The 12,194-nt window shown below is 71.2% G+C and carries 9 protein-coding genes; 3 read left to right on the top strand and 6 right to left on the bottom strand.

Annotation, left to right across the window (positions count from 1 at the left end; all coding sequences use genetic code 11):
- The coding region (locus D7W79_RS29200) for an ATP-binding protein (RefSeq protein WP_147442111.1) at positions 1 to 1,881 on the bottom strand (1,881 nt) is incomplete at its 3' end.
- Between the two features lie 121 nt (positions 1,882 to 2,002).
- Entirely contained in the window at positions 2,003 to 2,632 is a 630-nt protein-coding gene (locus tag D7W79_RS29205; RefSeq protein ID WP_120528662.1) for a histidine phosphatase family protein, read from the bottom strand.
- A 391-nt stretch (positions 2,633 to 3,023) separates the two neighbouring features.
- Between D7W79_RS29205 and D7W79_RS29210 the strand changes: the two genes are divergently transcribed.
- Positions 3,024 to 5,006 (top strand): polysaccharide biosynthesis protein, encoded by a 1,983-nt coding sequence (locus D7W79_RS29210; protein ID WP_120528663.1) that lies wholly within the window; start codon positions 3,024 to 3,026, stop codon positions 5,004 to 5,006.
- Between the two features lie 73 nt (positions 5,007 to 5,079).
- On the opposite strand, the gene D7W79_RS29215 is transcribed toward D7W79_RS29210, so the two are convergent.
- Positions 5,080 to 6,009 (bottom strand): GNAT family N-acetyltransferase, encoded by a 930-nt coding sequence (locus D7W79_RS29215; RefSeq protein WP_120528664.1) that lies wholly within the window; start codon positions 6,007 to 6,009, stop codon positions 5,080 to 5,082.
- Positions 6,010 to 6,241: 232 nt separating this feature from the next.
- Between D7W79_RS29215 and D7W79_RS29220 the strand changes: the two genes are divergently transcribed.
- Together D7W79_RS29220 and D7W79_RS29225 are read left to right on the top strand one after the other, a co-directional pair.
- Positions 6,242 to 7,606 carry a RodZ family helix-turn-helix domain-containing protein gene (locus D7W79_RS29220; protein ID WP_120528665.1) on the top strand — a complete coding sequence of 455 codons (1,365 nt, stop codon included), beginning with the start codon at positions 6,242 to 6,244 and terminating at the stop codon, positions 7,604 to 7,606.
- A 123-nt stretch (positions 7,607 to 7,729) separates the two neighbouring features.
- Positions 7,730 to 8,881, top strand: coding sequence for an aminotransferase class I/II-fold pyridoxal phosphate-dependent enzyme (locus D7W79_RS29225; protein WP_120528666.1), 1,152 nt, complete (start codon positions 7,730 to 7,732; stop codon positions 8,879 to 8,881).
- Here D7W79_RS29225 and D7W79_RS29230 read toward each other — a convergent pair.
- The 3 genes from D7W79_RS29230 to D7W79_RS29240 all read right to left on the bottom strand — a co-directional run.
- The gene (locus tag D7W79_RS29230) at positions 8,802 to 9,548 is read right to left on the bottom strand and encodes a sugar transferase (protein WP_120528667.1); all 747 of its coding nucleotides are present in this window, start codon (positions 9,546 to 9,548) and stop codon (positions 8,802 to 8,804) included. The two genes, D7W79_RS29225 and D7W79_RS29230, sit on opposite strands and share 80 nt — an antisense overlap.
- 68 nt (positions 9,549 to 9,616) lie before the next feature.
- Entirely contained in the window at positions 9,617 to 10,942 is a 1,326-nt protein-coding gene (locus tag D7W79_RS29235) for a lipopolysaccharide biosynthesis protein (protein ID WP_120528668.1), read from the bottom strand.
- The coding region (locus tag D7W79_RS29240) for a glycosyltransferase family 4 protein (protein WP_244222028.1) at positions 10,939 to 12,194 on the bottom strand (1,256 nt) is incomplete at its 5' end. The genes D7W79_RS29240 and D7W79_RS29235, both read right to left, overlap by 4 nt.

The following is a 12,194-nucleotide window of genomic DNA, read 5'->3' on the forward strand; positions in this document are numbered from 1 at the left end:
CGCATGTCTCGTGGGCTCGGAGATGTGAATAAGAGACAGCGCCTTCTCCGCGCGGCCTTCCGTCTCCCTCAGCGCCGCGAGCGCCGCGCGCCGCTGGCCTCGCTCACCGCGCACCCACGCCGCGATGCAGTCCAGCTCCAGCGCCAGGCGGGGCGCGCCCAGCTGGCCCAGCCGCTCCCGGGCGCTCGCGAGCGCGGCGTCGGCCTCCGTGAAGCGGCCCAGCCGGCTGAGGATGCCCGCGGACATGGCCGCCACCAGCGGGCCCCGCGAGTCGAGCGGCGCGTCCTCCAGCAATGACACGCACTGAGCCAGGGGCTCCGCCAGCTCGCTGTCGCGGCCTTCAATCCAGAGCATCAGCGCGCGGGCGTAGGCGCACCACCCCAGCACGCGCCGGTCTCCGGTCGCGGAGGCGGCGTTGTCCAGCATGGCCAGGGACTCGTCCAGCCGCCCCTGGAAGAAGCGCAGCGCGGTCCAGGCCAGCAGTTGCTGGAGGAAGACCTCCGCGCTGCTCGGCACCGGCATGGCCTCCAGCGTGCGCTCGCAGGACTCCGGCTCCAGCGCGAAGAGGGCCACCCGCACCAGCACGGCGCCCACGCCCTCGCGCAGGGACTCGATGGACTCCGGCTCCGGTGCGCCGGCCGCGGCCTCCAGCGAGGCGCGCAGGGCCAGCAGCTCCGGGTAGGCGCGGCGCAGGTCGAGCAGCCGCACCCGCGCGCGGGCGTGGGCCAGCCGCACCTGGGGCGTGCGCAGTGCGGCGGGCAGCGAGTCCAGCAGGCCGAGGAGCTCGTCCGCGGCGCCGTGGCGCACCAGCGGCTCCGCCTGCGCGACGATGAAGGCCGCGCGCTCCTCGTGCTGGCCGAGCGCCTGGAGGTGGCGGCACACGCCGCGCACCCGGACCACGGCGGGCAGGGGCTCGCGCACCAGGACCTCCAGCAGCGCTTCGTGCGCGGCACGCGCTTCATCCGGAGACAGCAGGGACACCATCGCCTCGCGCACGAGGTCGTGGACGCCGTACCGGCCCCGTGAGTCCGTCTCCACCAGCAGCTTCGCGCCGAGCTTGAGCAGCGCCTCACCGGCCGCGTTGCTTCCGTCCCTCGGCGGCGTCGCACCGGACTGGCGCGAGCCTTCGCCCGCCAGCACCTGCTCCAGCGTGCTCGCGGTGAGTGGCAGCTGGCTCAAGGCGAGCATCGCGGCCAGCCGCCGTTCGTCCTCGGGCAGCGCCGCCAGCGCCGCGCGCACCGGTTCGTCTCCGCCCGTGTCGCCCGCGTGGGCCCGGCGCAGGAGGAAGGGCAGGCCCTTCGAACGGCCCCACGCCGCGTCGAAGCCGTCGCGCTCGCCGTAGAGCGCGTCCAGCTCCCGCCACAGCTCGCGCGCGGCCTCCTCCGACAGCCCCTCCAGCCGCAGCTCCACCCGGTCCGGGCTCGCCGCGTGCCGGGGCACCGATTCGCGCGAGGTCGCCAGCAGCGTGCCCTGCCGCAGCCTCCCTCCCAGGTCCTCCACCAGCGCCGCGCGCTCCGGCGGCCCGAGCACATGCAGGTCGTCCAGCACGCACAGGGCGCGGCGCGCCTCCAACTCACCCGCCAGCGCCTCCAGCCGCGACGCGTCCGACAGGGCCTGGGCCACGGGCGCGTCGCTCAGCAGCCGGCGCACGTCGTCCACCACCGTGTCCAGCGTGTCCCCGGGACGCACGCGCCGGTGCACGACGGGCCCCCGGTGCTTCGCGGCCACCGCCGCCACCAGCGCGGACTTGCCCGCCCCGGGCAGCCCGTAGACGACCCCCGTGTGCACGCGCCTCAGCATGTCCCCCAGCCGCCGTACCTCCTGGGCGCGGCCCACGAAGACAGCGGGCGGTCCCAGCCCCGGAGCGGATGGCGTGCGCATGGCGTGCTCCATTCTAGGGCCACCCGGGCCCCATCCGGCAGGGCCGTCCGGGTGGAACTCCGCGCCGGGAGCGGCGCTCGAGGACTCCTGGGGTTGTCCCGGGCCTCGCGCGAAGGCCGGCTCAGGTGTCGTCCAGGCTCAGCGCGCGCAGGTGGCTGACGTCCCCCCAGGTCACCAGCCGCAAGCCCCCCTCGTGGAGGTCGAACTGGTTCCAGCCCGCGTTGAGGACGGAGAAGGCCCGCGGCGTCGCGGGCGGGATGCCCAGGCAGTGGCGCAGCAGGGCGCTGAGCACGCCCCCATGGGTGACCACCACGACGCGCGCCCCCGCGTGGCGCGCGCCCAGCTCCTCCAGGCAGTGCAGCGCCAGCCGCAAGCGCTGCGACGCGCTCTCACCTTCGGGCACGACGTAGTCCGCGTGGCCCTCCGCGTACGCGGAGAAGATGTCCGGATGGCGCTGGCCGGCCTCCGCGCGCGTCAGCCCTTCGAGGATGCCCAGCCCGCGCTCCCGCAGCCGCGCATCCCGCTGGACGTCGTGGCCCGTCCTCGTCGCGATGCGGGACGCCGTCTGCACCGCGCGGTCCAGGTCGCTGCTGTAGAGGGCCTGGAAGGAGAGGGTGGCCAGACGCCCCGCGAGCGCATCCGCCTGCCGCAGCCCTTCGCGGCTCAGCGAGCTGTTCAGGTGCCCCTGCAGGCGCCCCAGGGCGTTCCACTCCGTCTCCCCGTGCCGGAGCAGGATGAATTCAGTCGTCATGGCGCCAGCGTGGCGGCCGGACTCCAGGGGAGCAAGGCTCGCGGAGTGTCAGTCAGCCGCCGCGGCCATCGCGCCACGGGCGCCCCATCCCTTCCAGCAGGGGGCGTGTCACATCGGTGAAACACAGCCCTGGTGGACCTGGGGACCGTGAACAACCGGCACCTGGAAGACGCGGAGCCTGTCTGGGTTTCCATCCCGTGGGGCAGGACGTCTGCTCAATGCCACGCATCCCCCTGGCCATGGGGTCTGACAGCACTCCTGGACGGCTTTAGCCCCACTGGACGCGCGTCCACCTTGTCCGAGTTTCCGAGCTAGGGCGTGTCTCCCTGATTACGCGTTTGGGGGGACGGCGGATCTTCCGTGGACGCCAAGGTCGGAGGGGGAGACATCGATGAATCACGGTCAGAAGCTGGATGCGCTGAGCATGGACGCGGAGCCGCGGGAGGCCTCGGAGGAGGTTCCGCGAAGGGCCCACCGCTTCGGCTGGCTGCGGATGCTGGGCGTGGACGCGGTCCTCATCGCCTGCTCGCTGCTCTTCGCCACGGTGTTGCACTTCGCTGACGGGCTGCCTCCGGCGTGCAGGGAGGCGCTGCCCCGCGCCGTGGCGCTCCTGGTGGCGGTGCGCCTGGTGACGCTCGTGTCGCTGGGGCTGCACCGCTGGTCGTTCCACCGCTCCGGCATCCACGAGGCGGTCCGGCTGGAGCTGGCCAGCCTCGCGGCCACCATCGTCTTCGAACTCTTGCGCACCATCTTCTTCGCGGAGGTGCTGCCGGGGCAGGTGGTCGCGCTGGAGTTCTTCGTCACCACCACGCTCCTGGGCTTCCACCGCTTCGCCCCGCGCATGGCGCGGCAGTGGTACCTGGACCAGCGGCGCGCCCGGGCGCAGGGCTCGCAGCGCACCCTCATCGTGGGCGCGGGCAGCGCCGGGGACCTGCTGTTGCGCGACCTGCTGCGCGACCGGACGAGCCCGTGGCACGTCATCGGGCTGGTGGATGACGACCCGGGCAAGCAGGGCACCTTCCTCAACGGCAAGCCGGTGCTGGGCGTCCTGGACGCGCTGCCGGAGCTGATGAAGAAGCACCGGGTGACGCAGGTGCTCATCGCCATCCCCCGGCTGTCCCCGGAGCGCACGCGGCACCTCTTGAGCCTGTGCCGGCACCAGAGCGTCAGCTTCAAGATCATCCCGGCCTCGTTCGCCTACCTGGACCAGAAGATCACCGCCGCCATGCTGCACGACCTGTCCCCGGAGCACCTGCTGCCCCGCGACGCCATCGCCTTCGACCACGAGGAGGTGCACCGGCTGGTGACGGGCCGCCGCATCCTCGTCACCGGCGGCGCGGGCTCCATCGGCAGTGAGATTGTCCGGCAGGTCGCGGGGCACTCGCCCGCGTCGCTGGTGGTGGTGGACATCAACGAGAACGAGCTCTACCTGCTGGTGCGCCAGCTGCAGTCGCGCTACCCGAACGTGCCGGTGCACTCCGTGGTGGCGGACATCCGCGACCTGGACCGGATGATGCGCATTGGCGTGGAGTTCGCGCCGCAGTACGTCTTCCACGCGGCCGCGCACAAGCACGTGCCCCTGATGGAGGACTCGCCCGAGGAGGCCATCAAGAACAACGTCTTCGGCACGCAGAACGTGGCGCGCATGGCGGACGCCTGCGGGGCGGAGCGCTTCATCCTCATCTCCACCGACAAGGCCGTGAAGCCCTCGTCGGTGATGGGCGCCTCCAAGCGGCTGGCGGAGATGGTCATCCGCGACATCGCCCCCACGTCGCGCACCACGTTCTGCGCCGTCCGCTTCGGCAACGTGCTGGGGTCCGCCGGCAGCGTGGTGCCCCTCTTCAAGCAGCAGATCCAAGCGGGCGGCCCCGTCACCGTCACGCACCCGGACTGCACCCGCTACTTCATGATCATCCCGGAGGCGGTGGGCCTGGTGGTGCTGGCCGGCCTGGGCGGCTACGGCGAGCTGTGCATCCTGGACATGGGGGAGCCGGTCCGCATCGCGGAGCTGGCCGCGAACATGATCACCATGACGGGCCTGGTGCCGGACAAGGACATCCCCATCGTCTACACGGGGCTGCGTCCGGGGGAGAAGCTGGAGGAGGTGCTCATGTCCGAGGAGGAGGAGCTCACCCAGCAGGTGCGCAACCGCATCAAGGTGGCCCGCAGCCCGGCGCCGCCCGCGGACTTCCAGCTCCAGCTCAAGCGCCTGGACCGCGCGGCCCGGGCCGGCGACGTCCATGACGTGAAGCGCGCCCTCCAGGACCTCATCCCCGCGTACACCCCGTCGAAGATGCCGGGGCCCGTCGCGAAGGTGCTGCCCGCCTTCCCGGCGGTGAAGGCCTCCGCCGCGGAGAAGAACGTCAGCGCCTGACCCCACCCAGGCCTGTCCGCCGTCCATGAGGCCCCGGTCTCCCGCGCTCCTGGCGCGGGAGGCCGGGGCTTCGTCATGGCCCTTGCGGCGCGCGGTAGGCCGGAAAGAAGCTGCCCGCGGAGCGGCCCTCCGCCAGCGCGGCGTACGCGGCCGCGTCGCAGATGAGCTCATGCGTGTGGACGCGGCCGCTGGCGTTGGCGAAGCCGCGCTTGAAGTCCTCCAGCCCGTCCCCCGCCTTGAGCCCGCCCCCCAGGTGGAGGGGGAGCCCCAGCCGGGCGCTCAGGTCGATCATCTCCCCGAAGACGTTCTTCGCGGGCGAGCGCGCCAGGTGCGCATCCGCCGTTCCGCCCAGGTAGTAGTGCAGCAGGCCGTCGCTCTGGACGACCAGGGCCGCGGAGGCGACGTCGCCTTCCGGCGCACGCGTCGTCGCGAGCCAGGCCACCGGGGACGCGAACAGTTCCTCGAAGTACGCGTCCGAGAAGAAGTACCGGTGGCACGCCTGGTCCCGGACCATGGTCTGCCGGTACACCTCCTGGAACGCCGCGCGCTCCTCGGGCGGCGCGTCCCGGCACGCACGCACGGTGCTCACGAAGCCCAGCCGGGCGTTGCGCCGCAGGTGCCGGCGGTGCATCTCCCGCAGTGTGAGCGGGCGGCCCGGGTCCACGAAGAAGACCTCGTTGCGCGCCGTACCTCCCGAGAAGCAGTGCGGTCCCTGGACCCGCTCCCTCACGAAGATGCTGACCAGCTCCGTGGCCCGCCAATCCACCGCATGTGCTGGCACCTCGCTCCATCCGTCCATCACGCCGCCCGGAAACCCATACGGAGAAATGGCGTCGCGATACGCCGTTCCCTCAATCGCTCGCACGATGAGTGGCACGCGCAACGTTCCATCCGTGTCGTTCCTGATGACCAGCGTATGGGTGACCTGCTCGGCGCGTAGGTGATGCCCGGAGCGGAAGTACTCCTCTGACAGCGCCGAGGCTCCCGCGTCGGGAACCAGCATGGCGCTCGCCTGCCCTGTCCTCGTCATACATCTCCCAACCGGCTCAGGCGGACAGGCCCATGTGGCCCTGGACTGAACACTCACAGACAGTCGTGATTTAATTATTGTCTAATCACAAAGGAATTCCGAGGGGCGCTAACGGCTTCTGGCGACCTGTGAACGCACTCCGGCGTTCCCACAACAGGGTAGCCTACCGGGCCGTCGACGGGAGCTACCCCACAGGACCCCCCTGATGTTGGAACCTCGTCGTCGCAACACGTCTGGTCGCGCCCTGTCGTCCCTGCTGTCGCTTGCCCTGCTGGTGGGTGGTGCGTGTGGCCCCAACCCCGAGCAGGACAATCCCAACACGGCCGGTAACAACGGAGACAACACCCCCGGCAGCACCGAAGTCGCCTCCCCTGATTCGGACTCGCTCGCTCCCTCTTCCCCCGAAGAGAACACGGCGGTTCCCGGCGAGCCGGAGGCCGAAGCGGCTCCCTCCAATCCGGAGGCGGACGCCAACGCGGTCGCGGAAGCGCCCGCCACCACCGAGGAGGGCCTGGGGACGACTGCCCAGGCCGCGGTCAGCCTGCGCACGGTCGCCGGCTGGGAGACGCTCTTCCTGAACCGCTGGAACTCGGAGCACACCTCCAGCTTCCTCCCCAAGAGCAACTCGCTGGACAGCTGGCAGTTCTACGACCTGTCCTACGGCATCGACGGCAACACCGCGATGTACCGCGCCACGGGTAAGACGCAGTACATGGACCGGGCTTTGCTGTATGTGAACAACATGGTCAACCACGCGAAGGTGTCTTCTTCGCTGCCCAAGAGCCAGTTCAAGGACAGCTACCTGGGCTGGGCGTCGGCCCGCTCGGACACGCTGGGCCAGGAAGTCCCCCTGTTCGAGAGCTACTGCTGGCGTTACGTGACGCGCATGCTGCGCACCATCCGTGAGACGCCCGCGCTCTACGGCAACGCCACGTACAAGGCGCAGTACGACAAGCTGCTGGCCTTCACCGAACGGAACATGTTCGAGAAGTGGCTCAAGCGCGGCGCGAACAGCTACATCTACCGCGTGAATACCCACATGGCGTCGCATTGGGCGTACATCGCCATGGACCTGTCGAAGATGACGACGGACGCCACGAAGAAGGCGCAGTACCTGACCGTCTTCAACAACATCAACCGTGACATGCCCAACAACACCTCGTCGCTGCGCGGTCAGCTGATGACCAGCCCGGTGAACGCCAACGCGTACTTCTGGGCCGCCGAGTGGGGCTCCAAGAAGCGCCCCGGCCAGGACGTGGCGCACGGCAACGGCGTGATGGCCTACCTCGTGGAAGCCCACGACGCGGGCATGGAGTGGACGGACGCGGACATGCGCAAGTTCGTCGTGACGCTCAACAACGTCATCTGGCCGTCCGCCAAGAAGTACGGCATGTACGTGGACGGCACGGGCACCGGCACGGGCTGGTTCAATGACGGCCTGATGAAGCTGGGCCGCTACAACGCCGCCCTCCAGCAGCGTCTGGAGACCCACTCCGTGGGCCAGAACACCCAGTTCTACGGCAACGGCGCGCTCAACGCGAAGCTGCTGGGCGCGGGTTCGGCGCTGTAGGCCAAGTTCCACAATGCGGACAGACACCCCCTCCTCCCGCCCGAGCGCGCGGGAGGAGGGAGTGTGCGAACGCTCCAGGCAATGCCGGGCTCAGGATGCCCGGTCTTGCCTGGAGCTTTTCGCATGTCCTCCCGCATCTACCTGTCCTCGCCCCACATGGGCACGCTCGAGCGCGGCTACGTCGACGACGCGTTCGCGAGCAACTGGATTGCCCCCCTGGGGCCCCACGTCGATGCCTTCCAGGAGGAGTTCGCCCGCTGCGTGGGCACCCCGCACGCGCTGGCCTTGAGCTCCGGCACGGCCGCGCTCCACCTGGCGCTCCAGCTGGTGGGCGTGGGTCCCGGCGACGACGTGCTGGTGAGCACGCTCACCTTCTCCGCGTCGGTGAATCCCATCCGCTACCTGGGCGCGTCCCCTGTCTTCATCGACAGCGAGCGCACGTCCTGGAACATGGACCCGGCGCTGCTGGAGGAGGAGCTGTCCATGCGCGCCCGCGTGGGCCGGCTGCCCCGCGCCGTGGTGGTGGTGCACCTGTATGGCCAGAGCGCGGACCTGGATCCCATCATGGCCGCGTGCGACCGCTTCGGCGTGCCCGTGGTGGAGGACGCCGCGGAGGCCCTGGGCAGCACGTACAAGGGGCGGGCCCCCGGCACCGTGGGCCGCGTGGGCATCTATTCGTTCAACGGCAACAAGATCCTCACCACGTCTGGCGGCGGGATGCTGGTGTCCGCGGACGGCGAGCTGGTCCAGCACGCGCTCAAGCTGGCCACGCAGGCGCGCGACACGGCGCCGCACTACCAGCACTCGGAGATTGGCTACAACTACCGGCTGAGCAACGTGCTGGCCGCCATCGGGCGGGGGCAGCTGCACGTGCTGGAGGACCGGGTGGCCGCGCGCCGCGCGAACCAGGCGTTCTACGCGGAGGCCTTCCGGGACCTGCCGGGCATCGAGTTCATGCCCGAGGCGCCGTGGGGCCGGCACACGCGCTGGCTCACCACGCTGACCATCGACCCGGAGGCGTTCGGCGCGGACCGGGAGGCGGTGCGCACCGCGCTGGAGCGGGCGAACATCGAGGCGCGGCCGGTGTGGAAGCCCATGCACCTGCAGCCCGTCTTCGCGACCTTCGAGCGGCGGCGCGGCGCCGTGGCGGAAGCCCTGTTCCGCCACGGCCTGTGCCTGCCGTCCGGCTCCAACCTCACGCGACAGGAACTCGAGCGGGTGGTGGAGGTGGTCCGCGACGTTCCCCGGAGGCATGGGCTGCGGACGGCGGGCTGACGGCGCTGGCTTCCTGCTGCCGGAGCGGCACGACGTTGGACTCCGGCGGCGGGTTGCCCATGAACTTGTGCATCGTGGCCTCGCTGGCGAAGGAGATGCCCTGGCGCTGGAGCACGCGCACCACCGTCAGCGCCAGCACCTTCAGGTCCAGCGCCAGGCTCCAGTGGTCCACGTACCAGCCGTCCAGCCGGAAGCGCTCGTCCCAGCTGAGCGCGTTGCGGCCGTTGACCTGCGCCCAGCCGGTGATGCCGGGCAGCACGTCGTGGCGCCGCGCCTGCTCCGGGCTGTAGCGCGGCAGGTACTCCACCAGCAGCGGGCGCGGCCCCACGAGGCTCATGTCGCCCCGGAGCACGTTCCACAGCTGCGGCAGCTCATCCAGGCTGGTGGAGCGCAAGAGCCGCCCGGCCCAGGTGAGGCGCTGCTCGTCGGGAAGCGCCTGGCCGTTGGCGTCCGTGGCCTCCAGCATCGTGCGGAACTTGAAGACGGTGAACAGCTGGCCCTGGCGGCCCGGCCGCGGCTGCCGGAAGAGCACGGGGCCGCCCATCGTCATCCGGACGAACAGCCCCGTGATGGCCAGCACCGGGGAAAGGCATAGCAAGCCCAGCCCCGCCGCCACCACGTCGATGCACCGCTTGAGGAACAGCCCGGTTCCTGCCTGTCTTTGCATGGGGACGTCGCTCCTTGAAGCCGGAAAGGCTAGAAACGCTTCCGGCCCGCCACTACGACCCCCCGGCCTCAGCCTGTTGTCCGTTCCCGGGCATCCCCCTGCGCGCTGGGGATGGCGTGGAGCGCTTGCGCGGGCTGCTGCGCCGTCAGCCGCCGCCAGACACGCCAGGTCAGCCAGGCGCTGCATCCCAATTCCGACACCCAGCCCAGCCCCAGGGCCCAGGCGGCCCCCACGGGCCCCACGCGCGGCACCCACACCGCGCTGCCCAGCGCCACCACGGCCACGGAGACGACGAGCAGCACCACCTGGCCCTTGAGCTCGCGCGCCGCGGTGAGTCCCACCGCGAGGCTCAGGCAGACGTACTCCAGCGCCGCGGCCCCCATCAGCCAGACGAACAGCTTGAGATTGCCTGCGTAGGCGGCGCCGTAGAAGAGCGTCAGCGCCCACCGGCCGAACAGCGCCGAACCGGCGATGGCGCACAGGCCCACCCCCGCGGACGCGGCCACGAAGCCCGCCAGCGCCCGGCCGTAGCGGCGCGCTTCTCCCGCCGCGTGGTAGCGCCCCAGCCGGGGGCTCACCGCCTGCCCCAGGGAGTGCACCACCCGCCCGCCCAGCGCGGCGAAGTACGCGAGCGCGGCGTACATGCCCAGCTCCGCCGGGCCCGCGTGCGCCTCCAGGATGTAGCGGGGGATGTTGGGCCTGAGCGCGCCCAGCAGCGCGGTGAGGCCCAGCACCCAGCACAGGAGGAAGAGGGCCTTGAGCCGCGGGGCCTCCGTCCGCCACGGCGTGCGCCAGAGGGTGCTCCAGGGGCGCACGCCGGGGAACTCGCGCCGCAGCGCCCGCGCGTCGAAGACGAAGAGGACGATGGCCCACGCGAACGCCAGGGCCGCCGCGCCGGCGATGGGGCTGTGCGTGAGCCACAGCGCCAGCGGCACCAGCACCGCCGACAGCGCGCTCTTGGCGATGGTGGAGCGGGCGATGAGCCCCAGCCGCTCCGCCTTCTGGAGCGCGCCGTAGAAGACCTCGCTCACGGCCTCGAAGCCCTTGGCCAGCGCCACCAGCGCGATGACCCAGCCCGCGTGCAGGGAGTCCGCCATCACCGTGGCGATGGCGCAGCACACCGCCACGCCCGCGGCGACGTTGAGCACCATCAGGCCCATGTAGTGCTGGAAGCCGAAGGCGCCCCGGGCGTCGGTGGCCTGGAGCGTGCGCAGCTGCATGCGTGCCATCAGCAGCACCGGGGCGGTGATGGCCAGCGCGAGCGCGAACTGGCCCACCTCCTCCATGGTGGCCAGCCGCGCGAAGGCCACCAGGACGCCCCATTGCGCGAGGGCGTAGACGAGCCCGGCGGAGAGTGACCAGACGAAGTTGCCCCCCACCGAGCGCCCGGTCATGACCGGGCCGCCGCCGCGCGCTGCAGCACCTCCGAGAGCCGCTTCGCCGCGATGTCCGCGGAGTAGCGCTCCCGGCCCAGCTTCCCGGCCAGCTCTCCGGCCTCCGCGAGCCAGCGCGGGTCGCGCAGCCTTTTGGCCAGCATGGCCGCCGCGGCGGGGATGTCCTTGGGGGGCAGCCGCAGGCCGAAGTTCTCCTTGTCCAGCAGCTCCGCCTGCCAGCCGCCGTAGTTGAGCGCCAGCGGCCGGGCCGCCGCGAGCGCGTCGAAGAACTTGTTGGCGGAGTTGTCCTGCATGCCCGGCACGTCCGTGAAGAGCGACGTGGCGATGGTGGCCGCGCTCAGCACCGCGGGCACCTGCGCCTTGGGCACGCTGGGCAGGAAGAAGAGGTTCACGTCCTTCACGCCCAGCCGCTCCGCCAGCCCGTGCAGCAGGGCCTCTTCACGGCCCTGGCCCATGATGACGAAGCGGACCTCCGGATCCAGCATCCGCATCTGCGCGGCCACCCGCACCAGGTACTCCACGCCGTTCACCAGCCCCAGCGTGCCCGCGTACAGCACCATGGGCCGGTCCCCCAGCCACGCGTACTTCTGGCGGAACTCCTGGCCCGCGGACGGCGGCACCTGGAAGCGCTCCGGGTCGCAGAGGTTGGGGATGATGGTGATCTTCTCCGGCGGCACGCCCGCCGCCTCCACGCCCGCCTTCATGCCCGGCGACAGCGCGACGATGTGCTCCGCGCCCGCGTAGGCGGCCTTCTCCAAGAGCTGCGCGGCCATGATGGCGGAGCGGCTCTTGAGCGCGCCCACCGCGATGGGGATGGCGGGCCACAGGTCGCGCACCTCGAAGACCATGGGCCGCTTGTTCCAGCGCGACGCGGCGATGCCCGGCACCGCGATGGTGAGCGGCGTGCTGGTGGCGAAGAAGACGTCCGCGGGCAGCTGCGCGGCGCGGCGCGTGGAGTTGACCGCGAAGTGGCCGAAGGCCCGGATGCGGTCCGGGTAGCTCATGGCGTTGCTGTAGGGCACCGGCAGCCAGTGCACCTGGATGCCGCTCTCGTTGGTCTCACGCCACCGCTTGCCCGTGCCGGCGTCCGTGCGGGTGTCGGACGTCACCATGTGGACCTCGTGGCCCATGGAGACCAGGCGCCGCGCCAGTTCATAGGAGCGCGTGCCCCCGTGCATGGTGGGGGTGTTGAAGTACTGGTGCAGGTAGACGATGCGCATGTCAGACGGCTCCTGTGAATGAAGGCTGGGGA

It is taken from the genome of Corallococcus exercitus (assembly GCF_003611585.1).
Classification (GTDB): Bacteria; Myxococcota; Myxococcia; order Myxococcales; family Myxococcaceae; genus Corallococcus; species Corallococcus exercitus.

Excerpts from the sequence above, each read along its gene's own strand:
- D7W79_RS29205 (WP_120528662.1), bottom strand. The coding sequence starts at position 2,632 with ATGACGACTGAATTCATCCTGCTCCGGCACGGGGAGACGGAGTGGAAC.
- D7W79_RS29210 (WP_120528663.1), top strand. The coding sequence starts at position 3,024 with ATGAATCACGGTCAGAAGCTGGATGCGCTGAGCATGGACGCGGAGCCG.
- D7W79_RS29215 (WP_120528664.1), bottom strand. The coding sequence starts at position 6,009 with ATGCTGGTTCCCGACGCGGGAGCCTCGGCGCTGTCAGAGGAGTACTTC.
- D7W79_RS29220 (WP_120528665.1), top strand. The coding sequence starts at position 6,242 with ATGTTGGAACCTCGTCGTCGCAACACGTCTGGTCGCGCCCTGTCGTCC.
- D7W79_RS29225 (WP_120528666.1), top strand. The coding sequence starts at position 7,730 with ATGTCCTCCCGCATCTACCTGTCCTCGCCCCACATGGGCACGCTCGAG.
- D7W79_RS29230 (WP_120528667.1), bottom strand. The coding sequence starts at position 9,548 with ATGCAAAGACAGGCAGGAACCGGGCTGTTCCTCAAGCGGTGCATCGAC.
- D7W79_RS29235 (WP_120528668.1), bottom strand. The coding sequence starts at position 10,942 with ATGACCGGGCGCTCGGTGGGGGGCAACTTCGTCTGGTCACTCTCCGCC.